Below are 25,471 nucleotides of genomic sequence, written 5' to 3'. Positions count from 1 at the left end.
TTCAATGACTGGGATTGCTCCCGGCGTCGGGATCCGGCTGCTTGCTGCCACCGACGCCGGGGCAATGTCAGCTGCCTATCTCCGCAACCGGGGGCACCTCGCACCCTGGGAACCGGAACGGCTCGACCCGTTCTTCACTGCCTCCCACCAGCTGGACATCATCCACGCCAAACGGGCGCACCTGTCCGCGGGAACCGAGGTGCCGTGGGTCCTGGTCGACACCGACCAACGGGGCTCAGAACTTCACGGGGACCGGATAGTCGGCGCCATCACCCTGACAGGGATCGTCCGGGGGCCGTTCCTGAGCGCCAATCTCGGGTACTGGGTGGACCGCGACCTCACCGGCCGGGGCATTGCCACGGCCGGTGTGCGTTACATGCTCGGTTATGCCGGCGCGGAACTGGGACTGCACCGCGTCCAGGCCGCCACGCTGGTCCACAATGCAGCATCCCGTCGCATCCTGGACCGCACCGGATTCCAGGAGATCGGGCTGGCTCCCAACTACCTCAAGATCGCGGGCAAATGGCAGGACCATCTGCTGCATCAGGTAATTCTGCCCCAGGCGGTCAGCGGCCTGCGGACCGGGCCTACGTGGGAATGATCCGGTAAAGGAACCTGGTCCTGACCATGACCCACAGCAGCCCCAGGAGCACGGCGTAGGCCGCTGTATTCAGCAGGACGTTCTCCTGCAGCAGGGCCGGAATGTTGGCCACCACGGCAATCAGCACCACATGCATGATGAACACATACAGGGTTGCCTGGCCCAACGGAATCAGGAACCACCCCAGTGTCCGCTGCACCGGCTTCCAATACGCCGTCAGGAACGCGTAGGCCGCCACCACCAGGACCAGCACGTTCAGCAGCCTGCCGGGTGCCAGGTAGGTGCGGCCGAAAAACAGGTCGTACATGATGCGGTAGGTGGCGTCCGGGATGACGGCGAGCCGGACGTCGAAGCCATTGGCCAGGTACGGGTTGCCCCAGGACAGGAACGCGAAGACAACGGCCAGGACGGTACAGGCAGCCACCACCCAAACCCGGGCCGAGAACCAGGCAATGATGCGGTGCCGGTGGTACCCCGCCACCAGCCCGATCACAAACAACACCTGCCATACCAGCAGGGGGAATGAATCCTCGAACTGCGAGGGGAGCAGCCGGAAACGGGTGGTTGCGCCGGCGGCGTAGGCAGCAATCGATGCACCCAGCACATACAGCCCTTTGCCCCGGCCCAGCGCGGCAAGGATCAGGGGGCTGGCGAGCAGCAGCACCACGTAGAGGCCCATCACGTTGAACTGCCACGGCCCGAACTGCAGCAGCAGGATCGCGGGCAGGATCCCCGGCGGTACGGGGAACTGCAGCAGGGAGCCCATGCCGGCGTAAAGGTCGTAGGTGCGGCCCGCACCGCCATGGCCGGCTCCACCCGTTCCCTGGTCCACGAACGTGGTCAGCACCTCGGAACGGAAAACCGGCAGCAGCGAAAGCAGGAAGACACCGATCAGCACCACAAGTGCCGTCATGTACAGCTTGCCTGCGCGGCGCGACGTCAACTCCAGCACGCGGCCGAAGTCGTCCTTGACGCGCGGCCCGTAGACCATGCCCACCACCAGGCCGGAGAACAGGACAAACAATTCGGCTCCCGAGACGAATCCCACCGCTTCCTGGGTAAAAAGCTGGAAGAGGGATGTCATGCCCAGGTGGTTGACCACAACAAAGACGATCGCCATGCCGCGCAGCAGATCCACGCGGGAGTCACGCTTGGACGGATCCGCATAGGCCCAGGAGGAAGCGTTGTTGATCCGTCCGGGAATCTGCCACAGCGCGGCAAGGAGGATCAGCAAAGCCGCTCCAACACTCCACGCGGCAACGCCGGACAACGTGTTGGGATGCGAATAACTGCCGTCCGTGGACACCTCCGTCACCGGCCCGGTCACCACAGGGGATTTTTTGAGCCGCTCCGAGGCAGCTGCAGCAATGTCCGGTTTCCCCGTCAGCAGCCAGTTAATGCTGGCGACCCCGGTGTCCCTGGTGCTGGTCCGCTCATCCCACACAACGGCGGCGGTCCGGGCGAATTCCGCCGACGTCATGGTGCCCACTACCTGGTCCCACCAGTTCACTTTGATGTCGGCCTCTGCGGCACCTCCCGACGCCGGGCTGTAGAAGGCGGCGGTCTGGAGCAGGAACGGCTTGTCCTTGCCGGCTGCATACGTGCCGTAGAAGTCCTCACCGCCGGCCGATGTCAGCATTTCCCGCAACTCACCAGCGCGGGGCAGGGAGTTGACGGCGGCCCCGCCCGAGGTGTCGTCATGGTAGGCACTCAGGCCCACCCAATCAACGGAATCATCGCCCGGATAATACGGCCCGTAGGGGCTGTCGGCACCGTTCCAACTGCCGTCCCCGTTGCTGTCCAGCAGGCTGAACCCGTCGCTTCCGGGACCGGGGGCTGCCCTGCTCCGCTCGAACGGGTAGTCCTTGCCAAGGAAAGGGGCCCACACCATCAGGGCGCCGCCGTCGGACGCCCGGAATTTGCCGGCGAGCGTCCGGAACGCCTCCCGGTACGCTGCCGGTTGCTGGCCCCACTCCACCCAGCTGGAATTCATGTCGGGCGCGAACCGGATCAGGAGCTTGCCCTTGAACCCGCCGGCGAGCGTGCGCACCTCCGCCGCGAAGGCGGCAGCAGAGCCTGAATCCACCTGGTCCAGCGGGACGGTGGGCCGGACGGTGAGCATGGCATGCGCGCCCTGGGCGGACGCCTGGTACAGGAAGCCCTTGAGGTCGTTACGCTCCGCATCCCGGTACGGAAAGTCAATGTCGTGACCCAGGACTGCGGGCCGTGCACCCAGCCGGTCCGCGAAACCTGCGGCGGTATCTTCGCCCCATTCCAGGACGGCGCCAAGGAGGGGCCCGCGGTCGTCCGGAACCGGCGCAGCAGCGTGTGCCGCCCCGGCCGGCAGCCCGATGGCCAGCACTGTCATCATCATCGCTGCCAGCAGGGCAGCACAGGCGCGGAAAATCCGGGTGCCGGGCACGGCAGTGCCGCCACTCCGCGCGGCTGATCGATTGCTGATGGGAACCCCCCGGTCTGAAGCCAGCTGTCGGGGCGGCGCCCCCATGCAAACCTTATCGGTCCGGCCGCCGCGCCAGGACCCCGTGCCCGGCGCGGCTCGGTTACGGAACATGACGACGGCGGCCGTGCGGCACCGGGCGGCAAGTGTTACGTTTTTGGGGAGTAATGAGTACCGGCACTAAGCCCTGACTGGCCGGTCGGCAACCCTCCCTTCCGCGGCGGGGTGCCTCAGGTGAATACTCGGCATATCGACCATTCGAGCTGCAAGCGTGAGAGAAGGAGATCCGTCGTGTCCGACGCACCTGCCCCTGAAGAGAGACTGTCCTACCGCCTCATCAGCGGCCCGGACAACCGCGAGTTCTGCGAGCGGATCTCGGCCGCACTGGCGGAGGGCTACGTGCTGCACGGAAGCCCCGCCGCCACGTACAACGGCGGAGGTGTGATTGTGGCCCAGGCAGTTGTCCTGCCGGCCGCCATCGCCACGGCGGACGCCGCCGTGGCAACCGCAGTGGACAGCCTCGAATTCGACGGCGAGGGGCACGCATGAGCTACGCCGGAGACCTGACCCCGCAGGAGGCATGGGCCAAGCTGGAGCAGGGCGCCATCCTGGTGGACGTCCGGACCGAAGCTGAATGGGCCCATATCGGCATTCCTGACACCAAGGCCACGGACAACGATCCCTTGTTTATTCAGTGGACCTTCCCCGGCGGCGTCCCGAACCCCGCCTTCATCAGCGACCTCAGCCAGCAGGCTCCGGAGGATTCAGCCGCGGAACTGCTGTTCCTGTGCCGTTCCGGGCAGCGCTCCATCGCGGCTGCCACCGCTGCGACGCAGGCCGGTTTCACCTCATACAACGTGCTGGAGGGCTTCGAGGGCGAGCCTGACCGGTATGGCGAACGGACCGTCAACGGCTGGAAGAACCGCGGCCTGCCTACCAACCTGGGAACCAACTAAATGGCTTTTAATGACGACGCTGCCGGTTGGAACGCCGATACGCAGGCGGTCCGCGGTGGCCTGGACCGCACCAACTTCCAGGAGACCAGCGAGGCGCTGTTCCTGAACTCAGGGTTTGTCTATGAATCCGCTGCCGCCGCCGAGCGGGCGTTCACCGGCGAGGACCAGCGTTTTGTCTACTCCCGCTACGGCAACCCCTCGGTAGCCACTTTTCAGGAGCGGCTGCGGCTGCTGGAGGGCACCGAAGCGTGCTTCGCCACGGCCTCCGGAATGTCAGCGGTCTTTACCGCCCTGGGCGCCCTCCTCGCTGCCGGCGACCGCGTGGTTGCCGCCCGGTCGCTGTTCGGTTCCTGCTTTGTGATCCTGAACGAGATCCTGCCGCGGTGGGGCGTGGAAACGGTGTTTGTTGACGGGCCGGACCTGGACCAGTGGCGCGAAGCCCTGTCCCAGCCCACCACTGCCGTGTTTTTCGAGTCGCCGTCCAACCCCATGCAGGAGATTGTGGACATCGCCGCCGTCAGCGACCTGGCCCACGCCGCCGGCGCAACAGTCGTCGTCGACAATGTATTTGCCACTCCCCTGCTCCAGCGGTGCGGCCAGTTCGGCGCCGACGTTATTGTCTACTCCGGCACCAAGCACATCGACGGCCAGGGCCGCGTCCTGGGCGGGGCGATCCTGGGCACCAGGGAGTTCATTGACGGTCCCGTGAAGCAGCTCATGCGCCACACCGGGCCTTCGCTTTCCCCGTTTAACGCCTGGGTCCTCAACAAGGGACTGGAGACGATGGCACTGCGGGTCAACCACTCGTCGGCCACGGCCCTGCGGTTGGCCGAGTGGCTGGAGCAGCAGCCGGCGGTCAGCTGGGTGAAATACCCGCTGCTTAAATCGCACCCCCAGTACGGGCTTGCCGCGAAGCAGATGAAGGCAGGCGGCACCGTCCTTACGCTGGACCTGGCTTCGGCTCCCGGGCGGTCGGCCAAGGACGCCGCCTTTGCCCTGCTGGACGGCCTGCGCATCATCGATATCTCAAACAACCTGGGTGACTCAAAGTCCCTCATCACCCACCCTGCCACCACCACGCACCGGGCCATGGGGCCGGAAGGCCGCGCAGCGATCGGGCTGGGCGACGGTGTGGTGCGGCTGTCCGTGGGGCTCGAGGACGCCGATGACCTGATCGGCGACCTGGAGCAAGCGCTCAAGCAGATCTGACGGAACCCGGTCCCGGGGCGGGCTGCCGGAGCTCGTGGGCAGCCGTCGCCCGGACGGCCGCCGTGAGCTGGTTCAGCACCGGCGAGTCAATTTTCCAGCGCTGCCAGTAGAGGGCCACGTCCACCGGGTGCCCGGGCGCGAGTTCCACCAGCTCGCCGCTGCCAAGCCAGGGCAGGCATTCCGCTTCGGGCAGCAGCCCCCAGCCCATCCCCAGCCGGATGGCCTGGGCAAACTCTGCCGATGACGGGACGTAGTGCCGCGGGGCACCGAGGGCCGTCCCGGTCATCCTGCGGAAGAACCCACCTTGAAGGTCGTCCTTCCGGTCGAAGTCCACCACCGGGGCGGTGCTGCCCGCAACGAGCTCCGGCCCGCCGGGCAACCAGTGCCGGACGTACCCGGGACTGGCTACGGCACGGTATCTCAGCGCCCCAAGTGGCTCGACGCTGCAGCCTTGAACCGGTTCCGGGTTCGCTGTGACGGCGGCGATCACCGCTCCCGTCCGGAGGAATTGCGTGGAATGCTGCTCGTCCTCGCGGCGCAGCTCAAAGGTGACACCCGGCTCCGGGGGGAGGCTTGCCAGCGCCGCCATGAACCAGGTGGCAAGCGAATCGGCATTCACCACCAGCGGGATGGGCGTGCTGGGGCTACCGGCGGCGCCACCGAGTTCGCGTTGCGCGTCCCCTTCCAGTTGCCGGAGCTGGCGGGCGTAGCGCAGCACGGCCTCGCCCGCCGTGGTGGGGCGGGCCGGGTTGGTTCGCTGCAGCAGGATCTGGCCGGCTGCGTCCTCCATCGCCTTGAGCCGCTGCGACACCGCAGACGGCGTGACGTGCAGGGTGCAGGCGGCAGCCTCCAGCGTCCCCTCATCCAGCACTGCGGCAAAGGTCTTCAACTGGTCGAGCTGGAACATCTTCATTAGCTCAGCTTAGTAGTCCTAAACATCTTTAGCTGGAGTAATGTCGGGCCCAACCGTAGCTTTGGTTTTATGGACATACTTGTTGGGTTTGGCGCGGCGACGCTTGGTTTCGGCACCGGGCTGGCGCTGATTGTAGCCATCGGCAGCCAGAATGCCTTTGTGCTCCGGCAAGGCATCCGGGGCGAGCACGTGGCCGCCGTTGTCATCGTCTGCAGCGTCTCCGACGCGCTGCTGATTGCCGGGGGCATCGCGGGCCTCGGTGTCCTGATCCAAACCAGCCCGATGGTGGTGGACGTGGCCCGTTATGCCGGGGCCGCGTTCCTGGTCACCTACGGCGTGCTGGCTGCCCGGCGCGCCATCCGGCCAGGGGTGCTGACGGCGTCAGGTTCCCGGAAGGCACTCAGCGCCGGTGCCGCCCTGTCCACAGTGCTGGCCCTGACCTGGCTCAACCCGCACGTCTACCTGGACACTGTGCTGCTGCTCGGGTCGGTGGCCAACCAGCAGGAGCAGGACCTGCGCTGGTGGTTCGGCGCCGGGGCGATCGCCGCCAGCGGAGCCTGGTTCAGCGCCTTGGGCTTCGGCGCCCGCGTCCTGCGTCCGTTCTTTGCCCGGCCATCGTCGTGGCGCTTCCTCGACGGCCTCATCGCCCTGGTGATGCTCACGCTCGGCCTGCGCCTGGCGGCGGGTCTCTGACAGGTGCTTCAGGACTGGCGTACGCGGAGCAGTTCCGGCGTCCCCGCCACGTCAGCCAGCCCTGAAGTGCCGTGCATCGTGACGCCCACGGCATGGATGACCACGGCCCCCAGCCCGCCGTCGTCGGCCGCTGCTTCCTGCACCCGGCGCTGCTCAGCCGCGCCGGTGCCGCGCGCAATGATGTCCTCCGTACCCTGCCGGGCCAGGGCCAGTTCGCCCTGTTCCTGCAGGACCGGTGCCAGGTAGTCCACCAGGGACCGCACCACCGTGACGGCGGGAGCAGGGCGGAAGGTCCCAAAATCGAGGAGTTCCCCGCGCAGCCCGCTGCTGCTGGCCTGCCAGGCCGCCATCCGGAGCAGCACCGTGGGCACCGGGACAGGGTCAATGCCGTCCCGCCACTCCCTGCTGGCCGTTTCCACCAGGGCCCGCACCAGCACCGCAATCAGCGCAGCATCCTCGGCGCGGAGGCAGACGTCCGCCACCCGCACCTCAACGGTGGGGTGGTTCCGGGACAGCCTGGCATCAAAATACAGCATGCCTTCATCCAGCATCACACCGCTGTCCAGCAGCCGGGTCACCACCCGCCGGTAGGCAGGGTACGTCCCGTAAATGCCGGCCGGGCCGGAAGTCGGCCAGCGGTTCCAGGCCTGCGTGCGGTAGCTTTCGAACCCGGTGGGCATGCCGTTCCAGAAGGGCGAATTGGCACTCAGCGCCGTGAGGACAGCCAGTTTGTCCCTGATCCGGTCCAGGACGGCGATGCCTTCCTCCGGCGAGGCCACGAAGCTGTGGACATGGAAGCCGCAGGTCAGCTGCTCCTGCGCGGTGAGGCCGAACCGCTCCTGCATCAACGCGTACCGCGGGTCAGGAGTGGTGTGGGTGGTTGAGGCCAGGGGGGACGTGGCCAGCGCAGCCACCCGGGCGTTGTTCCTGCGGGCGGCCTGGTCTGCCAGCAGCCGCCCGGCCTTGATCTGCGGGAGCAGCCCGGCGTGGTCGCCGCACGGACGGGTTTGGGTCTCGATCTGCTCAAGCTTGAGTTCGGCACTGAGCCCCATGCCCTGGCCGGCCGGCGAATCATCGGCGGCCAGGTGCCGGCCGGAGAGCAGCGCATCCGCGAGCGCCAGCGGTTCGCCCGACTCCGGGTCAACGATCAGGAGCTCTTCCTCAACGCCGAATGTTCGCATGCTTACATTGTGCGGCACTTCCCTGCCGGTAACCGGTTCCGGATTGCGGCGGATTCTGCCCAATCAATGCGGTGGGCGGGCGCGGCGTGCGGGCCAGTGGGCGGCGGGGCCCGGGTTTGTCGTGGTTGAGTGGGCAGAACCCGCCGCCCGTTCTCCACATAGGGCACGACGGCGGTGCCCAACCGGCCCAAAAGATGGCTGGCTCGTTCCATGGACCCCCTGGACTACCTGAAATCCGTCGGCGGCGTGGCACGGGTTGGCCTGCTCCGCCGCCAAGGCTACTCGGAGCGCGCGGTGCGGAATCTCGCCACAGCCGGAGCAGCCCAGCCGCGCAAGGGTGTCTGGGCCTTGCCGGACGCCGATCCCGCTTTCCTGCAGGCAATCGTCAGCGATTCATTGTTGACCTGCGCTTCCGGGGCCATCCGGTACGGGCTGTGGATCAAGGACAGGCCGGTCCGGCTCCATCTGGCGGCCAAACACCGGCGCGGAACGCATCGCCCCAGGCACGGCGGGCTGCGTTTCGAGCCGCATCACCAACTGCCCATCGCCGGCATCGAGGACATTGTGGTCCACGCCCTGACCTGCCTGCCGGAAGTCGATGCGATAGCGATCGCCCAGTCCGCAATGCGCTTCCAGGGTGTGTCCCGGGCTGCGCTGGAAGCCCAGCTGGGCGCCAGGTACTACGGTGTGGCCCGGCGGCGCCTGGCAAAGGCGGACGGCTTGTCCGAATCCGTGCCGGAGATCAGTGCCAGGCTGTTGTTCGACGCGGCGGGGCTTGAGTTCCGCCGACAGGTCCAAGTACCCGGAGTGGGGCGGGTGGACTTTATGCTTGGGGGCTGGCTCATCGTGGAAGTCAACGGCTACCAGTTCCACAGCTCGCGGGACGCCTGGCGCAAGGACATGGCCCGCCTGAACGCCGCGCAGGCCCTGGGTTACGCAACCCTCAGCTTCGCGCCCGAGCAGGTCTGGAACGCCCCCGATGTGGTGCTCCGGGACATCCGGGCTGTGCTGCGGCGGGGCCGTCCTGCCTGATTCTGCACCATCATCCGCCGCTGGCCGGGCCGGAAGCCCGGACTGGCGGGGCCCACCCGGGCCTGGGCGCGGATGATCGTGCAGAATCCGCCGGAACTAGTCCTGGAAGTACTCCACCTTGGCCCCGATGGTGTTCAAGCGCTCCGCGAGGTCCTCGTAGCCGCGCTCAATCACGTAGATGTTCCGCAGCTCGGACACTCCCCGGGCGGCAAGCATGGCCAGCAGCAGGCACGCGGCCGGGCGCAGGGCGGGCGGGCAGCCGACCTCTGCTGCGCGCCACTTGGTGGGCCCGTTGACGTAGATCCGGTGCGGATCCAGGAGCTGCACCTGGGCGCCCAGCCGGTTCAGCTCCGTGAGGTAGATGGCCCGGTTTTCGTAGACCCAGTCGTGGATCATGGTCTGGCCGTGGGCGTTGGCGGCGATCACGGCGAAAAAGGGCAGGTTGTCGATGTTCAGGCCGGGGAACGGCATCGGGTGGATCTTGTCCTCAGGGGCGCGCAGCGCGGAAGGCTTGGTGGTTACGTCCACCAGCCTGGTCCGTCCGTTGCGGGCCACGTATTCGCCGGAAATCTCCAGCTGCTGGCCCATCTGGCCCAGGGTGGCAAGCTCGATCTCCATAAACTCGATGGGAACCCGGCGGACCGTCACCTCGGAGTTGGTCACGATGCCTGCGGTAATAAGGCTCATCGCCTCGATGGGGTCCTCGGAGGGGAAGTACTCGATGTCGGCATCGATGTGCGGCCGGCCTACGATCCGAAGCGTGGTGGTGCCGACGCCCTCGATGCTGACGCCGAGCATCTGCAGGTAGAAGCAGAGGTCCTGGACCATGTAGTTGGGGCTGGCGTTGCGGATCACGGTGGTGCCTTCGCGGTGGGCGGCGGCCATGATCGCGTTCTCCGTGACCGTGTCCCCGCGCTCGCTCAGCACAAAGGAGCGGTCGCGGGTATCGGCGGATGGCGCCTGGACGCTGTAGAAGCCTGCCGTGGCCTCCACCGACAGACCGTACTGACGCAGAGCCTGCATGTGCGGTTCAACGGTCCGTGTGCCCAGGTCGCAGCCGCCGGCATAGGGCAGCCGGTACTCGGCGGTCTCGTCCAGGAGCGGCCCCAACAGCATAATGACGCTGCGGGTCCGGCGGGCGGCGTCAACGTCCATTGCAGCCAGGTCCAGCACGGCGGGGCGGCGGAGGCGCAGGTCAGTGGCGTTCAGCCAGGTGCACTCAACACCAATGCTGCTGAGCACCTCAACGATGCGGTTGACCTCCTCGATCCGGGCAAGCCGGCGGAGGACGGTGGTCCCCCGGTTGATGAGGCTGGCGCACAGCAGGGCAACGCCGGCGTTTTTGCTGCTGTTGACGTCCACCGAGCCGGACAGGGTGCGGCCGCCTTCAACACGAAGGTGCGTCATCCGCGGTTTACCAACGTTAACGATGCTGCGGTCGAAGATGGTTTCCAGGCGCTGGATCATCTTCAGGCTCAGGTTCTGCTTGCCCTGCTCCATCCGGGCCACTGCGCTTTGGCTGGTGCCAAGCTCGGAAGCCAGCTGTCCCTGGGTCCAGCCCTTCTCGCTCCTGGCGTTCCTCAACATGGCGGCAACGTGTTCGGTAGTCTCCTGGCTCATGCCGCGAATATATCATGAATGAGTTACGGCGTGCCGCTTGGGCCACCCAAGGGCCCAGCGGCGCGCCGTATACCCGTTACGTGCGATACCAGGCAATCGCTGGCACCTATTTCCCGATGGCAGCCTTGCTCTCGCTCAGCCACTGGCCTGCCGCCTTTTCGGGTGTCAGCCGCTCGAAAAGCACCTCGGTGTTGATACGTGCCGTAATTTCAGCCACGGCCGTGGAGCCGGTGGGTCCGATGAAGGTGGGGGCAAAATCCTGCTTTCCGATCTCGTCCACGTAGGCCGCCTCGGCCTTGCCCTGGGGGGTCAACAGGTCACCGATGGCGGTACGCATGTCGGCATTGCTGGGCACACCACGGTCACTTTGGACCACCCGCGCCGCTTCCTCATTGTTGACCAGGAAATCGATCAGCTTGGCCGCCGCCTCCGTATGCTTGCTCCGCGCCGAGACCGTGTAGAACTGGGAGGACTGCAGCCAGATGCCGTGGGTGGGGATTTCGCCGGGCAGCTTAAGCAGCTCCAGCGGGGCACCGGAGGCCTTGCTCAGGGCCGTCAGCGAGTTTGACCAGGTCAGCATCATGGCGGCCTGGCCGGTCCCCATCAGGGTCTGCTCGGTACTGACGTTGAGCTTTTCCACCGTTTCGGACGCACCGGGCGCGGCCCCCGATTGGCTCAGTTCCAGGGAATAGTCGAAGTAGTCCCGGACCGTGCCTTCCTCGAGGCCCAGCGCGCCGTCCTTGGTGTACAGCGATTGGCCGCGCTGCCGTGCGAAGGCGTCCAGCGAGTCGTGGGTCAGGACAGTGGCAGTCCCGTAGGTGCCCTTGGGGCTTTTGGCGGTCACGTCTGCGGCAATCCGGGCAAAATCCTCCCAGGTCCACGTCCCGTCGTCAGGCATGGGAACGCCGGCGGCCTCGAAGACGGCCGGGTTGGCCACGATGGCCAGCGCGTTGGCGCCGGTGGAGATGCCGTACTGCTTGCCATCCACCTGCCCGTTCTGCAGGGCGCCCTGGTCGATGCCGGACAGGTCCAGGGCGTCGCCCACCGAGGACAAGTCAAGCAGGGCCCCGCGGTTGGCGTACTCGGCGGGGTAGGCGCCGCCCATGGTGATCACATCCGGGGCGTCATTGGCCGCGACCTGCGTGGCGAGCTTGTCGAAGTAGCCCGAAATGTCGCCATACTCGGGCTTGACCTTGATATCGGGGTTCTGTGCCTCGAAGGCGGCGATGGCCTTGCTGGTCAGGTCCGCGCGGGTGGCGTTTCCCCACCAGGCGAACCGGATCTCCTGCTGCCCTGAGCCTGATTCGCCGGACGAATCAGTGGAGCAGGCAACGGCGAAGCCCAAAAGGCTTAGGGCTGTTGCCACTGCAATAATCTTCCGGGTTCCACGGATGTTTTTACGCGCCATTGGGTATCCACCTTTGTTGAGAAACCGATTTCCCGAAACTATCAGTGTGTTTCGGGAAGATCAATGGTTTTGCCAACAGGATGAGGACCTATTGCCCCAGCCACACCATGTTCCACGTTCCGGCCGACACGGCAGCAGTGACGGCAAGGCCGGAGATCAGGGCACCACCGGCAACCACCCACACATCGAGCGCGCTAAAGGTGGACTCACGGGCCCAGGTCCGTTCGCCGCCGCCGAAACCCCTCGCTTCCATGGTCACGGCGAGCCTGGAGGCCCGCCGGATCGCCTGCACCAGGAGGCCGAAGCTTTGGCCCAGCGTGGCCTTGATCCGCTGGCCCACACTGCCGCGCGAACCCACGCCGCGGGCCCGGCGCGCCATCCCGATGGTCTGCCATTCCTCCGCCATCAGCCCCACGAGCCGCATTGCCGCGAGCGTCCCCAGGACAAACCGGTGCGGCAGCCGGGCCTTCTGGGCCAGCGCGTCGGCCAGGTCAGTGGGATCGGTACAGCTCATCAGCAGCACGGCGGGAAGGGCGATGGCCAGGCCGCGGAGCAGGAATCCGGCGCCGGTTTCCAGCGAGCCCTCGCTCATGGTCCAGATCCCGACGTCGATCAGCGTCCTTCCGCTGTCCGCTGCCAGGATGGAGGTACTCCAGCCGCCGACGGCCGCCGCCAGGATCAACGGCCAGCCACGCTGCCACAGCAGCGTCAGCGTGAGCCCCGCGAGAGGGAACAGCAGCAGTTCGCAGGCGAGCGCAACGGACGCGGAAACCCAGTCGATGGACAACGCCAAAACCAGCGTGACCAGGAAAACGGCGGCAAATTTGCTCAGCGGGTTGGCGCGGGCCAGCACGGCGGTTCCGCCGGAAAGGTTCAGCTCCTGCCTCATGGCGCCACCCGCTCCGGAGCTGACAGTCGCAGCTCGGCCCCGCCCAGGGCGGCAGTGAATTCGGCATCATGCGTCACCGAGACCACGGCGGTGCCGGTGTCCAGGAGTTCGTTGAGGAACGATGCCAGCTCGGCCCAGGTGTTGGCGTCCTGCCCGAACGTGGGCTCGTCCAGGATCAGGACCCTGGGACTCGCGGCCAGGACGGTGGCCACGGAAAGCCGCCGCTTCTCGCCACCTGAGAGTGTGTAGGGATTCGCGTCCACCAAACCGGTCAGCCGAAGCCTTTCCAGCAGCTCATCCACCCGTTCCGCGCCATGGCCCAAGTGTCTGGGACCGAACTGCAGTTCGTCCAGCACCCGGCCGGTGACGAACTGATGTTCAGGCTCCTGGAACACCGTGCCGATCCGCTCGATTAACTGCTCGGCCTTCCAGCGGTAGGGATCCGGTCCGGCGCCCTGGCCAAGAGTGGCAGCGGCCTCGACGGTCCCGGTCACCGGAGCCAGTAATCCGCCCAGCGTCAGGGCGAAGGTGGATTTTCCGGCACCGTTGGGACCCGTGATGGCCAGCGCCTGCCCGGAAATTACCTGCGCGGCGATCCCTTCCTGGACGGGAACCGGCGGAATTTTGCGGAACCTGCTGCGGCGGGGCCGTTCACGGGACACCGCCAGATTGTCCGCGGCCAGGAGCAGGTCGCCGTCGGCCGGGGATCCCGCCGTGCGGTGGCGCGTGGCGGGGGCATACCCCGGGACCCAGACACCGGCGGTTTTCAGCATCTCCCTGGCGCCTTCCAGCACGGTATCCGGTGGCCCGTCCAGGAGCACGGCCGGGTCCGACGCTGATCCCGGTTGGAGCACCACAATCCGGTCCACCAGGTCCTTCCACACGCCCACGCGGTGCTCCACCACCACCAGGGTGGCCCCCGTTTTGTCGAGGCACCTGGCCACGGCGTCGCGGACCTCCAGCACCCCGGCCGGGTCCAGGTTCGCCGTTGGCTCATCCAGCAGGATCAGGCCGGGCCGCATGGCAAGGATTCCCGCCAGCGCCAGGCGCTGCTTCTGCCCGCCGGAGAGGGCCGACGTCGGGTGGTCCAGCGAAAGGTGGGAAAGCCCGACGTCGGCCAGCGCCTCGTGCACACGGGTCCAGATGTCGTCGCGGGGCACCGCAAGGTTTTCGGCGCCGAAAGCAACGTCGTCGCCCACCCGGGAAAGGACCACCTGCGTTTCCGGGTCCTGCTGCATCAGGCCGGCGCGCCCGCGCCGGGACCTGGGCGGGGCGCCGTCCACCAGCAGCGAACCGGACTCGTCCGACTCCGCCGCTTCGCCGTCGTCGTCCGCATCCCCCAGCACCCCTGCGAGGGCGTGGAGCAGCGTGGACTTACCGGCTCCGGAGGGGCCCAAAAGGAGGACCCGCTCGCCGGGCCGGATATCCAGGTCAAGGGCGTGGACGGCGGGCCTGGTACGGCCGGCATGGCGCCAGCCCCACCCGTGGGCACTGACCGCTGCGGGCCGGACCGCCGGGCTGCCGTGCTGGGAAGGTGCAGGCATCAGGAGAAGGCAGGCTCCGATGCGGCCTTCCGGGAGGCGAAGGAAGCCAGCACGCCGGTCCTGGCCAGGCCGCGGGTGGCGATCCAGGAGAGGGCGCCGGCGATGACTGCGCCGGAGATGGCGGTGAAGACGATGTAGGCGAGTTTGTCGCCGCCCGAATAGGCAATGTTCCAGCCCCACGGCGCGAACGAATCGTTCAGGCCGCAGAAGAGTCCGGCACCCGCGCCGGCCAGCAGGGAGACAGGAAGGTTGAACTTCCGGTAGACGAAGATGGCGAAAATGATCTCGGCGCCCAGGCCCTGGACGAACCCGGAAAACAGCACCGACGCGCCGTACTGCGAGCCCATAAACAGCTCACCCGTCGCGGCGATGGTTTCGCAGAAAAGCGCGGCACCTGGTTTCCGGATGATCAGCATGCCCAGGACGGCCGGGATCATCCAGCCGCCGGCCAGGAGGCCGGTCAGGGGCGGATAGACGGCGTTCATCGGCGCGGAAACGGCCGCGGCACCCTGGGACCAGGCCCAGAAAATGATGCCGCCGGCGATCGCGATCAGGGCCGCGACGACGATGTCCACGACGCGCCAGGACCTGCTGGTGGTCTTCTTGATTGCTGCAGTGCTCATGGTGGTCCTCCTGGGTAACAGGAGGGGAAAGTGGACACGGGTGGCGGTTGCTGCCGCCATTTTCCGCGCACTTCGAGAACTCGACTCCCTTGCGCCGGTACTAACCGGATCAGGTTCGAGGGTCTGCGGCTGTCCGCACTCTCAGCGCCCACCTGCGGATCCTGGCAAATGCCAGTGACGCCCGACGGCTGCGCTCCCCTGTCGTTGAATGTTTCAGTGGTTGGTTAAAGCTGCCCTGTTGGGCCTGCCCAGTTTACACCTGGGCGGGGTAGATTGTGGGCCATGACCGCCAATTCACCGCTTGTGACCGACTTCGATCCGGACTCCGCCGATGCCCAGCCTGAGGGTTCGCTGGAGGCCTTCATTGCCAGGATCGAAGCCGAGACCAGGGAACTGCAGTTTCCCGGCTTTTCGCTGGATGACGCCCTGAACCTCGGGTTGCTGTTGGTGGAGCTGGGAAAGGAGCGGAGCCTGCCCATTGCCATTGATATTTCCAGGAGTGAGCAGGTGCTCTTCCACGTGGCGCTTCCCGGCGCCACTCCGGACAACGAGCAATGGATCCGGGCGAAGAAGGCCACAGCGGCCCGCTACGAGGTGCCGTCCCTGCTGGTGGGCCTTCGGGGCCGGCGGAACGGCGGCCGGATCGAGGACAACGCCTGGTTCGACCAGTCCCGCTACGCAGCCCACGGCGGGTCATTCCCCTTGTACGTGGCCGGCGTTGGGGCCGTCGCCACCGTCACGGTGTCCGGCCTCCCGCAGGTCCAGGACCACAACCTGGTGGTCGAAGCCCTGCGCGAAGTCCTCAGCCCGGCCCAGGGCAGCTGAAAAGCGGCGGGTTCAGCATTCAGTCCTGTTGCCTGCCCTGCCGGCGCGGCACCGGCGGCGTGAGGCGGTAGCCCACACCGTGCACCGTCTCCACCCACCGCGGCTTCCTGGGGTTTTCCCCGAGACGTTTACGGAGGTTGCTGACGTGGACCTCCACCGCGCGTTCCTCCGTGGCGCCCACAAAGGAGCCGTCGTAGCTGTCATGGCGAAGGTAGCGCACCAGGTCGGCCTTCGCCTGGATGGTCCGCCGCTTTTTCATCAGCACCAGGAGGATGTCGAACTGGCTCCGCGTCAGGGCGACGGGTACGCCGTCCACGGCAGCCTGCCGGGTTCCCTCGTGCAAAGCCAGGCCCTTGTGGACGTAGTCGAAACTGTCATACGTCGCCTCCCGCGTGAAAGTCCCGTCACCGGAACCCGCAGCGGCGCCCCCTTGGCTGCTGCCCGCCCCACCCGGGCTGGAGGCCCGCGGCCTGCGGAGCATCGCCTTGATGCGGGCCCGAAGTTCCCGGGCACGGAAGGGTTTGACGATGTAATCGTCAGCGCCCGCCTCAAAGCCAAGCAACGCATCCGCCTCGTCTGCACGCCCACTGATGATCACCACGTAAGCGTCACTGAAGGTCCTGATGCGCCGGGACGCTTCAAGCCCATCAAAGTCCGGCAGGCCGATGTCAAGGGTCACGATGTCAGGGTTGTGCGTCCGTACCTGGTCCAGTCCTTCAGCACCCGATGACGCCTGGTGCACGGCGAACCCTGCCTGCCGGAAAATCGCAGCAAGCGCAGCCCTTACGTCGTTGTCGTCTTCGATCACTACTGCTACACCGCGCTCCACAACTGCTTCCTTCCATGTAGTAACTGTCCCGGCACGCACAGCCGGCCCGGGCTTTATGCATTACCTGTGGATTCGGCACCGCCAACCCCGCGGATGGCTCAGTGGGAAATTCAGGCAAACACCAGCCTTGGGATCAGGTCCCTTTTTGATGCGGACTCCAGGGGTATCTTTGATGATATTCTCCGTCAATTTCCAGGCCCGGCAGGGTGCCGGCATTTGATACGGACAAAAGCTTACGGCGTGCGATCCGCATCACATTACCCAGGGTTGTGAATGGGGTCGACGATAATGCGCGTCGGCCATTTGTGAACAGCGTCACGGCGCGGCAAACAGCAGGCCATCAGCTACTGACGTGGGCGAACAGGTCCTCAGCAACTGGCCTTGGATAATACTGAGGAATTCCTGAGAATCTTTTCGAGCATTGATCAGATCTTGATCTTTCTCAAAGTAGTTTCTGAGGAGTGGTTGATTGAATGTTTCTTGTTGCCCGAACCGGACGCAATGGTTTACCAGCGGAGGCCGCTGGGTTGGGTCATTCCAGCGGCGCTGCCAAGAAACCAAGTAGTGCATTGGAAAAAAATAGAGTACTGCCTACTCGGGTTTTTCCGTGAAGTTTTGCGTGGAATTAGATTTGTAGATTTCCGGCCTTCCAAGTGGGGCCGGTACCAGCCGGAGTCGGCGGCGGAAGCCTGCCTCTGAGACCGGGCCGGCCCCCCAGTCCGCCGTCGACTCCCCTTCTCCTGCACAACCGACCCAACACCAACATGAGTGCCCATCGCGCCTGCCGCGCCTCAATCGCTGACGAGAGAGACCGGTGGGCTTTTCCATGCCCGCAGCTCGAGGGCAGGGGCTTGATCCAGAGGAAAGAACCAGATCATCTTGAAGTCCTTATTTCACGATTCCTACACCCGCCAGATGTCGTTGATCGTTGTGGTGGGACTGGCGCTGTCCGCACTTGTGCCCGCAACCGTGCAGCTTTTTCCCGGCTCCGCCGGTTTTCCCGTTCTTGCCGCAGCAGCGGTCCCGTTCCTGCTGGCTCTCGCCCTGATCATCAAGCCAGGCATTGCCGGTCCCAACAGCGGGGCAGTTGCCTCGACTGAAAGGTTGGGCTCTGCGCTCCTGCTGTACCTTTCACCCGTTCTTTTGCTCAACGTTGTCTACCCGTTGGTCAGCCCCACAATGGCTGCCGTTGACGTGGATGGGGTGCCCCTGACGCTCGTGGTGCTGGCATCCTCCATCACCGTGCCCTGGATGGCCCAGGCGGCATGCCTTCCCATCTACCGGGTCCTCGGCGATCTGATGGCCGAGCGGAACCTCGAAGCCATCACCCGGAAATTCTGCCGTTACTGGCCCATGATGTTCGTCCAGTCACTGCCGCTGGTTGCCGTATTCGCCGTTCCCATGTGGTTGGCCTCAGGGTGGTCCGCCACCGTGATGCTCGACTATGTGGTGCTCTGCGTCCTGCACCTTCTCTTTGTGCAGTCCCTGGTACTGGCCAACGTGGCAAACCGCCGGGGCCTGTGGGCAGCGGCGTGGTCCGGTTACGCCGCCGCGCTTTTTATCGCCCCCACAGTGTGGTGGCTTCCGCCCCTGGTGGGCACGGCAACGCAGCTCCTGGCCATGCGCTCCGGCCTGCGGCAGCTGGGATTTACCCAGCGGCTCGGCACGCGGGTGTTCGGCCTCGACCTTGTCCGCGGACTCCTCATGGGAGCCGTGCTTTGGGCTGACAAGTTTGCACTCTTCCTGGTCACCAAAGGCGACTTCAACGTCGTCGCCGTGTTCGCAGCGATGCTGCCCGCTGTCGTTGCCTACAACTACTACTTTGTCCACCTTGCGCCTGGCGTGGACAGTGCCCTCAACGGCCTGCACCGGGACATTGAAGCGGCTCCCATCAGCGCTTTGAAGGGGAGCTCGCGCCGGTTGAGCCGTGTCGTTGACCGCTCCGTGTTGCTCACGGGCGCCATCGCAGCGCTGCTGGCACTTTCAGTGTCCCTGGTGATGTCCGGGGTTGATCCGCAGCAGTCCCTGCTGGCGGTGGCCGCCACCCTGGCTTCCTGGGCCTTTATGGTCCTGACACTGCTCAGCTACGAACTGGACTTCATCGGCGAGAAGACCACCCCCCAGATCATTGGAGCCGTCCACCTGGCGGTCTGCGTCCTTGCCTTCGCCGCCGGCGGACTGCTGGGCCCACTCACCGGTGCGGCCGGCGGCTACCTGCTGTTGGGCGCTGTGGACTTTGTCCTCATCGGCATCGCCTGGACGCTCTACAAGCGTCACTGGAGCCAACCGGAATACACGCTTTTCTGGCGCCACGCCACTACCTGGTAACCAGCCCATCACCCGGCAAGGACCCGTTTTACCCAGCAACGCCACGACTGACTTCCAAAATGCTAAGGGGAACACCATGTACTCGATCGCGAGAAGCGGCAAGAAGAAGCCACGGACCTTGTCTCCGGCGGCGGCCATCGAGCCGGCAACAGCCGCCAAGCCCGTTTATGAGGACGTGGATGTTGCCATCGTGATGGAGTCCACCTATCCCTTCCTCAAAGGCGGGGTCTCCGCCGTGGTTCACGACATCGTGACCCACAACCCCGATCTCAGCTACGGCATCATCCACATCACGTGGGACTCGGACGCGCCGCTGACGGACCTCTACGGCATGCCGTCGAACGTCCGGTGGGTACGCACCGTGTTCCTCAGCATGGATGAGCACCGGCAGGACTTCCAGGGCGTCGCATCGAGGGATCTGGGAATGACGGCACCGGAACGCGAAGCGCTCTCGCACAGGTTCTTTGATGCCCTGTACGCACTTTCGGAACACGGCGACGTCGAGGGCCTGTGGGAGCTGATTGACGAGGGGATGAACGAACGCACCCGGCAGTACCCCCTCTGGGCCCTTCTCGGTTCCAGGGAATTCATGCAGACCCTGCAGGATCGTATGCCCCAGTTGAACCTGTCGCTGGCAAACTCTTTCTGGACCCTGCGCAACTTCTTTTCCCTGGCCTACGCGGTGCTGGGCGAAACGATGCCCCGGGCCAGTGTCTACCACGCCCATACCACCGGCTACGCCTCGCTGCTCGGCGCGGCCGCGGCCAGGGACCACAACACGTCATTCCTGCTGACCGAGCACAACCTCTACGTCCGCGACACGGTCAACACCCTGCTGGACCGGAACATGGCCTTGTCCATCACGGCGGAGGATTACCGGACTTTCGACGTGACCGCAGAGCAGCGCGCGTGGATGGCGTGGTGGACCGAGATGGGCCGTTTCTGCTACCCCAGCGCACGACTCATCACGTACCTTTACCCGAGTGCCATCACCGAAGCTGCCCGGCTCGGCGCCGACATGGACAAGTCGGTGGTTGTGCCCAACGGCATGGTCATTGCCGAGTTCGACGAGAAGTTCCGGGCGCGTCAGGACGCACTGGCAAAGATGGAAGCGGAAGGCCCCGACTACGTTTGGCACCTTGTCTATATCGCCCGCGTTGTGCCCATCAAGGGACTGCTGGATCTGCTGTCCAGCATGGAGATCCTGCGCGACCGCGGGTATCCGAACCTGCACCTGGACGTTCTGGGGCCAACCGAACACGTGCCGGAGTACTACGAGGCCTGCCTCGCGAAGATCGATGCCCTGGGACTCAACGACCACGTCACCATCCACGGCACTGTCCATGTTCGGGACATGCTGGACCAGTTCGACCTCCTGGTCCTCCCCAGCTACAACGAGGGACAGCCTATTGTCATTCTTGAGGCCATGGCGGCGGGAATTCCTACCGTCGGCTCCGATGTGGGCGGCGTCGCACAGCAGATCTCCGACAACCTCACCACCGCGGACGGACGGGTCATCGGTCCCTGCGGCGAAACGGTCACGCCCGGCAACGTGCAACAGATGGCCGACGGCATCCAGGCCGTCATCGGCAACCTGGCCAACTACGCCTCATACGCGGCAAATGCCCGCACCCGCGTCCAGGAGCTGTTCCAGATGCACGAGGTTATGTCCTCCTACAACCAGATTTACCGCGCCCTCGGCGACCTCCCGGTCATCGGGGAAGCGGCCCCGGTCCGGGGCGAAGAGCTGGCTCCGGTGGACCTGTGAGCGGCGTGGGCGCGTGGATCCGTTACGGCGATCCCATCCCTGCGGACCAGGTGGCCTTCGCTGCAAAGCACTACCGCGCAGCCATCCTCCAACCCTGGGAGACGGACGCGGCGGCAGAACTCAAGCGGCTCCGGCCGGACATGACGGTCCTTTGTTACAAGTGCTTCTCATCAACCCGTGACTACGAACCCGGGCCGGTCTACAGTTCGGGCGTTGCGTACCGCGAAGCCGAGGAGGAGGGCGGGGCGTGGTTCGCTACCCGGCTGGACGGCACCCGCATCGAGTGGAACGGGTACGGCGGGCATTGGCAGATGAACGTTCGCGACGCCGGGTACCGTGCGCGCTGGGTTCAAAATGTCACCGCAGAACTCCTGGAGTCGCCGTTCGACGGCGTGATGGCTGACAACGATGTTTTTGACGACTACTACCAGCTGAACCTGCCCATTAGATCGGCTTCCTCGATGGCGGATCTTCGGGACGGGCTCGATCACCTTGTCCACGCAGCGGGCCAATCCCTGAACAGCATCGGGAAAATCCTGGTGCCCAACATCGCCGAGTCGCGCCGGGTGCCGGGCAGGTGGGCTTCCCACGCCGCATACGGCGGCGGGTTCGAAGAAGTCTGGCTTGGCTACGGCCCCCGGGACCTCTTTGACCCGGCTACGGCAGAAGCACAGCTCCCGCAGGCTGATGGCCCGGGCCTGTCAATTCTGCGCGTCCCGACAAACGGGGATGACAACCACCCGAATTTCACGTACGGGCTGGCAGCATTCTGGATTTTCGGCCACGGCCGGGGCTCCTTCACTGCGACAGCACACGATGACTACAGCCGGACCCAACACATCCCCGAGCTGGACTGGTCCCTGGGAACACCCAGGGAAAAGCCGAAAGGCCGCCACCACGTCTGGTCGCGCGAATTCAACGGCGGGTGGGCTGCAGTGAACTTCAACAAGGATGGCCGCCGGAAACGCCGGATCAGCGTTCCCCCGGGACTGGCGGACGCCGCAGGGAACCCTGCCCCGACGTCGCTGGTTCTGCCCGCGCAACGCGGGGTCATCTACCAGCGGAGGCAGAGCCATTAACATCCTCATCACCGGCGGTTGCGGATACATCGGTTCGCACACCATCCTTCATCTGCTCGAGGCCGGGCACAACATCACTGTCATCGACAACCTCAGCAACTCCCTCTCTGAATCCCTGCTTCGGGTACAGAAAATCACGGGCCGGGACATCTCTTTCGTTGAGGGGGACATTGCGGACAAGTCCTGCCTGCGGGAGATTTTCTCCTGCGCCGATATTGGTGCCGTCATCCACTTCGCAGGTTTCAAGGCCGTCGGGGAATCCGTCAGCCAACCACTGCGCTACTACGGTAACAACGTCAGCGGGACACTGAACCTCCTGGAGGCCATGGACGCCCACGGCGTCCGCCGCCTTGTCTTCAGCTCCTCGGCCACTGTCTACGGTGCCAACCCGGATATGCCGCTCAGGGAGGACTTTCCGCTGCGCGCGACCAACCCGTATGGCAGGACCAAGCAGCATATCGAAGACATCCTCACGGATCTCCAGGCCGCCGATCCCCGGTGGCGGATTGCGCTCCTGCGCTACTTCAATCCAGTGGGCGCCCACCCCTCCGGGCTGATCGGTGAGGACCCACAGGGGCCGCCGAACAACCTGTTTCCGTACGTGACGCAGGTGGCAGTGGGCCGCAGGGACAAAGTGAGTGTCTTCGGCAGCGACTACCCCACCCCCGATGGGACCGGCATCAGGGATTACATCCACGTTATGGACCTGGCATCAGGCCACGCAGCAGCTCTGGACTACCTCGCAAGGCACGAGGGACTGCATACCTGGAACCTCGGCACCGGTGAAGGCTACTCCGTCCTGGAAGTAATCAAAGCGTTTGAAGCCGCATCCGGTACCACCATTCCCTACGCCCTGGTGGACCGCAGACCGGGAGACGCGCCAGTGAGTCTTGCCGATCCGTCGAAGGCCGACCTCGAGCTGGGGTGGACGGCGTCGCTGACCCTTGACCGCATGTGTGCCGATGCCTGGCGGTGGCAGCAGGGAAACCCGGACGGATACAGGGCAACAAACCCGGCACCGTGAGCAGGACGAGCCCCCGGCCTGCTCACGGCGCCGGGAGGTACTTGCGCCCCAGCGTGAGCCAACCAGCCAGGGTTTTGTCCTGGGATGCGTTGGCGAACCGTAGCGGGACGCCCGTCGCAAGCGGGTTGACCGGCCTCATCAGCAGCGTGTAATACCCCGGCGGCACACCGCCGACAGTTGTTTTCCACTGCACCGGAGTTCCCGGCTTCACCCCGGAGAGCTTCCACGAGGTGGTCCATGTCCGAACTATTTTTCCACCCGAATCGGCCGCCGCAACCTGGATCGGCCAGTCGTAATAGAAAGGTGCAACCCCGGCATTGTTAACCTTTACAGTGAGATCGCTCTGCCCGCTGACGGCTCCCCGGGTCAGTGCGAAAGCTGTCGCTTGGAACCGGTAGCCCAGCGACTGGGAGGCAGCTTTTGCGTTCGCCAGGGTCTGACCGGTGTATCCCGGACTGAAGGCACGGTGGTTAAGCAGCCACGAGGCATGGGTGGCTGCGACACTTCCGGAAAAGTCATTGTCCGCGCCGGACTCGATGACGGGGCAGCGCATCGGCGTTTCAAAGATGCAGTCCTGGATCTCCACCCGCAGTTCCCCGCCCACGGGTTGCGTGAGCCACTTGCCCGTCGTCCCGGATTGACGCAGTTTGTCCACAAAGTGCCAACCAATTCCCGGCAAGGTCTGCACGGCAAAAGAATCATCGTGATAGCCGACATTCAGGCTTTTGTTGGCTGCGTCGGGGTACCTGACCTGAAGCTTCGTTTTCCTGAACGCTTTGGTGTAGCTCGCGAGCACGCGACCCTGGGTGGCCGTTGATGCAAACCAGTTCTCCGGAGAGCCCCAACCGTCATGGGGGAAGGTGTGCCATTCACCCCAGAAGCCCAGAAGGCCCATCTGGATGAACCCGATTCGTGGATCACCGTCATAACGGGCCCCAAAGGCTGCAACGAATCCCTCAAGTGCTGACACGAGGCGCGGATCCTCATAGTCCGGGGAGACGCTCACGCCACGGTTTTGATGGTCTGCATAGCGGTGGGTGGACAGCCCGGACTGCAGCAGATATGCGGGGATGCCGGTGGCCTTACCCGGGTAGTCAAGATAAAAACGAAAAACCGCCTGGTGGCCGCGTCCCGCAATGGCGTTCAACTGGGTTTCCAGGCTTGCCCAATTAAACGTTCCGGGTCCGGTAACAACCGCATTAACGGGAAGGTAGAACCATTCCATGGAGTGAGGCATCGAACTGTAAGCACCGGCGAACGGGACAAAACCAGCCAAGGGACTGCTCGCCGGTGCCGGCCCCGCGGCCAGGGGAACCCAATCGCCGGACGTGGCCGCTGCCTCAGCAGCAGGCACCGTTGAGGCTGATGGCACCACCAACAGCATAAACGCGACCAAACCAGAGACGACGGCGCCAACAGAGAGCCGCCGTCGAGGCAGCTTCAGCCAACGCTGGTTTTTCTGAGTATTCAATTGCACTTCCCCTGACAGACGGCGCACAGCACCGACGAGACCGAGCGGCGCGTTGCACCTATGAGACCAGGACCTGCGGACGCCACCACCCAAGCGGCGTTTCACACACACTTCGGACTGATCCTAGGGCAATTCCGGGGATCTTCACCCAAGTACAGCCAACAGAAATTGCGGGAGCCGCAACTGACCAAGAGAAGGACATATGATTCACAGCTCCACCCGGCATGATGAACGGCCGGACGAATCGATTAACGAACGCCGGCCCCCTGATTCCAGTGATATTCCGCCGTTACTGGACCGGTCCGTTCTTGACCAGTTCACGGAGGAACTTGAGGAACTTGCCTACACGAAGGCCTTCTTTGATTCCTTCATCGATTTAATGCCTCACCGCATCGAAAGACTTCGCTTGGCCCTGGTGGCGGGAAGCTTCGAATGTGCGCTCGACGCGGTGTTGAGCCTGAAATCATCAAGCCAGATGATCGGCGCCCGCCGGCTGGCCGGCCTGGCCGCAGCACTTGAGTCCGGTATCCGCGACGAAACCACTGCCTCGAATGCTGCAATGCTCCTGCCGCGGTACGCTGCCGGGTTCATCAACGACATCACACAATGCGGCGACCTGACCTGCAACAGCCTCCGCGCCCACTGCTGACACGTCCACAACAGAAGAGAAAACACACATGACTGCATCACAAACCATCACCAAGGCCGTTATTCCTGCTGCCGGATTGGGGACCCGTTTCCTGCCCGCCACCAAGGCAATGCCGAAGGAAATGCTGCCGGTTGTTGACCGGCCAGCCATCCAGTACGTGGTGGAGGAGGCCGTGAATTCGGGCCTGACTGACCTGCTGATGATTACGGGCCGGAACAAGCGCGCCCTGGAGGACCACTTTGACCGGGAACCCGGCCTGGAAGGTGCACTGGAGCGGAAGGGCGACACGGACAAGCTTGCCGCCGTGGAGCACGCCTCCAACCTGGGCCCCATCCACTACGTGCGCCAGGGTGAGGCCAAGGGCCTGGGCC

General features: G+C 65.1%; 23 protein-coding genes and 2 riboswitches. Of the genes, 13 read left to right on the top strand and 10 right to left on the bottom strand.

Translation table 11 applies throughout. The annotated features are described in order from the left end of the window. Nucleotides 1-4: 4 nt before the first annotated feature. Entirely contained in the window at nt 5-601 is a 597-nt protein-coding gene (locus ACU18_RS13480) for a GNAT family N-acetyltransferase (protein WP_050686297.1), read from the top strand. On the opposite strand, the gene opgC is transcribed toward ACU18_RS13480, so the two are convergent. Beyond that, the gene (gene opgC, locus ACU18_RS13475) at nt 588-2,975 is read right to left on the bottom strand and encodes an OpgC domain-containing protein (RefSeq protein ID WP_050686414.1); all 2,388 of its coding nucleotides are present in this window, start codon (nt 2,973-2,975) and stop codon (nt 588-590) included. The genes ACU18_RS13480 and opgC overlap by 14 nt on opposite strands. A 247-nt stretch (nt 2,976-3,222) precedes the next feature. Then, a riboswitch (SAM riboswitch) is annotated at nt 3,223-3,337 on the top strand. Between the two features lie 13 nt (nt 3,338-3,350). Between opgC and ACU18_RS13470 the strand changes: the two genes are divergently transcribed. Genes ACU18_RS13470 through ACU18_RS13460 form a run of 3 tightly spaced genes read left to right on the top strand, consistent with a single transcriptional unit; the run spans nt 3,351 to nt 5,224 of the window. Continuing rightward, nucleotides 3,351-3,608: a DUF1737 domain-containing protein gene (locus ACU18_RS13470; RefSeq protein WP_050686296.1), complete on the top strand. Its 258-nt coding sequence runs from the start codon at nt 3,351-3,353 to the stop codon at nt 3,606-3,608. Continuing rightward, on the top strand, nt 3,605-4,015 hold the full coding sequence (locus ACU18_RS13465; RefSeq protein WP_050686294.1) for a rhodanese-like domain-containing protein: 411 nt from the start codon (nt 3,605-3,607) through the stop codon (nt 4,013-4,015). Before ACU18_RS13470 ends, ACU18_RS13465 begins: the two co-directional genes overlap by 4 nt. After that, nucleotides 4,016-5,224, top strand: a complete 1,209-nt coding sequence (locus ACU18_RS13460; RefSeq protein WP_050686293.1) for an O-succinylhomoserine sulfhydrylase — start codon at nt 4,016-4,018, stop codon at nt 5,222-5,224. It begins immediately after the preceding gene. Here the strand turns inward: ACU18_RS13460 and ACU18_RS13455 are convergent. Then, nucleotides 5,211-6,137 (bottom strand): LysR family transcriptional regulator ArgP, encoded by a 927-nt coding sequence (locus tag ACU18_RS13455; protein ID WP_050686292.1) that lies wholly within the window; start codon nt 6,135-6,137, stop codon nt 5,211-5,213. The genes ACU18_RS13460 and ACU18_RS13455 overlap by 14 nt on opposite strands. A 69-nt stretch (nt 6,138-6,206) precedes the next feature. Here ACU18_RS13455 and ACU18_RS13450 point away from each other — a divergent pair, with 69 nt between their 5' ends. After that, nucleotides 6,207-6,830: a LysE/ArgO family amino acid transporter gene (locus ACU18_RS13450; RefSeq protein WP_050686291.1), complete on the top strand. Its 624-nt coding sequence runs from the start codon at nt 6,207-6,209 to the stop codon at nt 6,828-6,830. Nucleotides 6,831-6,838: 8 nt separating this feature from the next. Here ACU18_RS13450 and ACU18_RS13445 read toward each other — a convergent pair whose 3' ends face one another. Then, nucleotides 6,839-8,011, bottom strand: a complete 1,173-nt coding sequence (locus tag ACU18_RS13445; RefSeq protein ID WP_050686290.1) for a glutamate--cysteine ligase 2 — start codon at nt 8,009-8,011, stop codon at nt 6,839-6,841. Between the two features lie 210 nt (nt 8,012-8,221). On the opposite strand from ACU18_RS13445, the gene ACU18_RS13440 reads away from it, so the two are divergent. Further along, nucleotides 8,222-9,043, top strand: coding sequence for an endonuclease domain-containing protein (locus ACU18_RS13440; protein ID WP_050686288.1), 822 nt, complete (start codon nt 8,222-8,224; stop codon nt 9,041-9,043). 96 nt (nt 9,044-9,139) lie between these two features. Here the strand turns inward: ACU18_RS13440 and ACU18_RS13435 are convergent, their stop codons facing one another. From ACU18_RS13435 to ACU18_RS13415, 5 genes are all read right to left on the bottom strand, one after another. Beyond that, on the bottom strand, nt 9,140-10,663 hold the full coding sequence (locus ACU18_RS13435; protein WP_050686286.1) for a UDP-N-acetylglucosamine 1-carboxyvinyltransferase: 1,524 nt from the start codon (nt 10,661-10,663) through the stop codon (nt 9,140-9,142). A gap of 106 nt (nt 10,664-10,769) precedes the next feature. Then, nucleotides 10,770-12,071, bottom strand: a complete 1,302-nt coding sequence (locus tag ACU18_RS13430) for an ABC transporter substrate-binding protein (protein WP_050686285.1) — start codon at nt 12,069-12,071, stop codon at nt 10,770-10,772. An 88-nt stretch (nt 12,072-12,159) separates the two neighbouring features. Next, entirely contained in the window at nt 12,160-12,960 is an 801-nt protein-coding gene (locus ACU18_RS13425; RefSeq protein ID WP_050686282.1) for an energy-coupling factor transporter transmembrane component T family protein, read from the bottom strand. Next, entirely contained in the window at nt 12,957-14,504 is a 1,548-nt protein-coding gene (locus ACU18_RS13420) for an ABC transporter ATP-binding protein (protein WP_050686281.1), read from the bottom strand. Before ACU18_RS13420 ends, ACU18_RS13425 begins: the two co-directional genes overlap by 4 nt. Beyond that, nucleotides 14,504-15,127: an ECF transporter S component gene (locus ACU18_RS13415; protein ID WP_050686280.1), complete on the bottom strand. Its 624-nt coding sequence runs from the start codon at nt 15,125-15,127 to the stop codon at nt 14,504-14,506. The genes ACU18_RS13420 and ACU18_RS13415 overlap by 1 nt, the downstream gene beginning before the upstream one ends. A 68-nt stretch (nt 15,128-15,195) precedes the next feature. Beyond that, nucleotides 15,196-15,337, bottom strand: a riboswitch (TPP riboswitch). Nucleotides 15,338-15,409: 72 nt separating this feature from the next. Between ACU18_RS13415 and ACU18_RS13410 the strand changes: the two genes are divergently transcribed. Continuing rightward, nucleotides 15,410-15,952: a heme-degrading domain-containing protein gene (locus tag ACU18_RS13410; RefSeq protein ID WP_050686279.1), complete on the top strand. Its 543-nt coding sequence runs from the start codon at nt 15,410-15,412 to the stop codon at nt 15,950-15,952. A gap of 19 nt (nt 15,953-15,971) precedes the next feature. On the opposite strand, the gene ACU18_RS13405 is transcribed toward ACU18_RS13410, so the two are convergent. Next, nucleotides 15,972-16,781: a response regulator transcription factor gene (locus ACU18_RS13405; protein WP_050686278.1), complete on the bottom strand. Its 810-nt coding sequence runs from the start codon at nt 16,779-16,781 to the stop codon at nt 15,972-15,974. An 879-nt stretch (nt 16,782-17,660) separates the two neighbouring features. Here ACU18_RS13405 and ACU18_RS13400 point away from each other — a divergent pair. The 4 genes from ACU18_RS13400 to galE all read left to right on the top strand — a co-directional run bounded on the left by ACU18_RS13400 (nt 17,661) and on the right by galE (nt 22,980). Beyond that, nucleotides 17,661-19,109, top strand: a complete 1,449-nt coding sequence (locus tag ACU18_RS13400) for a hypothetical protein (RefSeq protein WP_231686081.1) — start codon at nt 17,661-17,663, stop codon at nt 19,107-19,109. Between the two features lie 76 nt (nt 19,110-19,185). After that, the gene (pelF, locus tag ACU18_RS13395; RefSeq protein WP_082178329.1) at nt 19,186-20,877 is read left to right on the top strand and encodes a GT4 family glycosyltransferase PelF; all 1,692 of its coding nucleotides are present in this window, start codon (nt 19,186-19,188) and stop codon (nt 20,875-20,877) included. Continuing rightward, nucleotides 20,874-21,956, top strand: coding sequence for a putative glycoside hydrolase (locus tag ACU18_RS13390; protein ID WP_050686277.1), 1,083 nt, complete (start codon nt 20,874-20,876; stop codon nt 21,954-21,956). The genes pelF and ACU18_RS13390 overlap by 4 nt, the downstream gene beginning before the upstream one ends. Beyond that, nucleotides 21,952-22,980, top strand: a complete 1,029-nt coding sequence (gene galE / locus ACU18_RS13385) for a UDP-glucose 4-epimerase GalE (RefSeq protein ID WP_050686410.1) — start codon at nt 21,952-21,954, stop codon at nt 22,978-22,980. The genes ACU18_RS13390 and galE overlap by 5 nt, the downstream gene beginning before the upstream one ends. 22 nt (nt 22,981-23,002) lie before the next feature. Here galE and ACU18_RS13380 read toward each other — a convergent pair whose 3' ends face one another. Beyond that, nucleotides 23,003-24,451: a DUF4832 domain-containing protein gene (locus ACU18_RS13380; RefSeq protein ID WP_231686080.1), complete on the bottom strand. Its 1,449-nt coding sequence runs from the start codon at nt 24,449-24,451 to the stop codon at nt 23,003-23,005. A 202-nt stretch (nt 24,452-24,653) separates the two neighbouring features. Between ACU18_RS13380 and ACU18_RS13375 the strand changes: the two genes are divergently transcribed. Together ACU18_RS13375 and ACU18_RS13370 are read left to right on the top strand one after the other, a co-directional pair. Next, nucleotides 24,654-25,100: an Hpt domain-containing protein gene (locus tag ACU18_RS13375; protein WP_082178328.1), complete on the top strand. Its 447-nt coding sequence runs from the start codon at nt 24,654-24,656 to the stop codon at nt 25,098-25,100. Between the two features lie 28 nt (nt 25,101-25,128). Beyond that, the coding region (locus ACU18_RS13370; protein ID WP_269430541.1) for a sugar phosphate nucleotidyltransferase at nt 25,129-25,471 on the top strand (343 nt) is incomplete at its 3' end.

The organism is Arthrobacter sp. ZBG10 (genome assembly GCF_001238605.1).
In the GTDB taxonomy this organism is placed as follows: domain Bacteria; phylum Actinomycetota; class Actinomycetes; order Actinomycetales; family Micrococcaceae; genus Arthrobacter.
Note: the sequence above shows the minus strand (reverse complement) of the source record. Positions and strands in the feature narration are given on the sequence as shown.

Excerpts from the sequence above, each read along its gene's own strand:
- ACU18_RS13440 (WP_050686288.1), top strand. The coding sequence starts at position 8,222 with ATGGACCCCCTGGACTACCTGAAATCCGTCGGCGGCGTGGCACGGGTT.
- ACU18_RS13375 (WP_082178328.1), top strand. The coding sequence starts at position 24,654 with ATGATTCACAGCTCCACCCGGCATGATGAACGGCCGGACGAATCGATT.
- ACU18_RS13460 (WP_050686293.1), top strand. The coding sequence starts at position 4,016 with ATGGCTTTTAATGACGACGCTGCCGGTTGGAACGCCGATACGCAGGCG.
- ACU18_RS13420 (WP_050686281.1), bottom strand. The coding sequence starts at position 14,504 with ATGCCTGCACCTTCCCAGCACGGCAGCCCGGCGGTCCGGCCCGCAGCG.
- ACU18_RS13430 (WP_050686285.1), bottom strand. The coding sequence starts at position 12,071 with ATGGCGCGTAAAAACATCCGTGGAACCCGGAAGATTATTGCAGTGGCA.
- ACU18_RS13450 (WP_050686291.1), top strand. The coding sequence starts at position 6,207 with ATGGACATACTTGTTGGGTTTGGCGCGGCGACGCTTGGTTTCGGCACC.
- ACU18_RS13455 (WP_050686292.1), bottom strand. The coding sequence starts at position 6,137 with ATGAAGATGTTCCAGCTCGACCAGTTGAAGACCTTTGCCGCAGTGCTG.
- opgC (WP_050686414.1), bottom strand. The coding sequence starts at position 2,975 with ATGATGATGACAGTGCTGGCCATCGGGCTGCCGGCCGGGGCGGCACAC.
- pelF (WP_082178329.1), top strand. The coding sequence starts at position 19,186 with ATGTACTCGATCGCGAGAAGCGGCAAGAAGAAGCCACGGACCTTGTCT.
- ACU18_RS13435 (WP_050686286.1), bottom strand. The coding sequence starts at position 10,663 with ATGAGCCAGGAGACTACCGAACACGTTGCCGCCATGTTGAGGAACGCC.
- ACU18_RS13465 (WP_050686294.1), top strand. The coding sequence starts at position 3,605 with ATGAGCTACGCCGGAGACCTGACCCCGCAGGAGGCATGGGCCAAGCTG.
- ACU18_RS13410 (WP_050686279.1), top strand. The coding sequence starts at position 15,410 with ATGACCGCCAATTCACCGCTTGTGACCGACTTCGATCCGGACTCCGCC.
- ACU18_RS13480 (WP_050686297.1), top strand. The coding sequence starts at position 5 with ATGACTGGGATTGCTCCCGGCGTCGGGATCCGGCTGCTTGCTGCCACC.
- ACU18_RS13425 (WP_050686282.1), bottom strand. The coding sequence starts at position 12,960 with ATGAGGCAGGAGCTGAACCTTTCCGGCGGAACCGCCGTGCTGGCCCGC.
- ACU18_RS13415 (WP_050686280.1), bottom strand. The coding sequence starts at position 15,127 with ATGAGCACTGCAGCAATCAAGAAGACCACCAGCAGGTCCTGGCGCGTC.
- ACU18_RS13445 (WP_050686290.1), bottom strand. The coding sequence starts at position 8,011 with ATGCGAACATTCGGCGTTGAGGAAGAGCTCCTGATCGTTGACCCGGAG.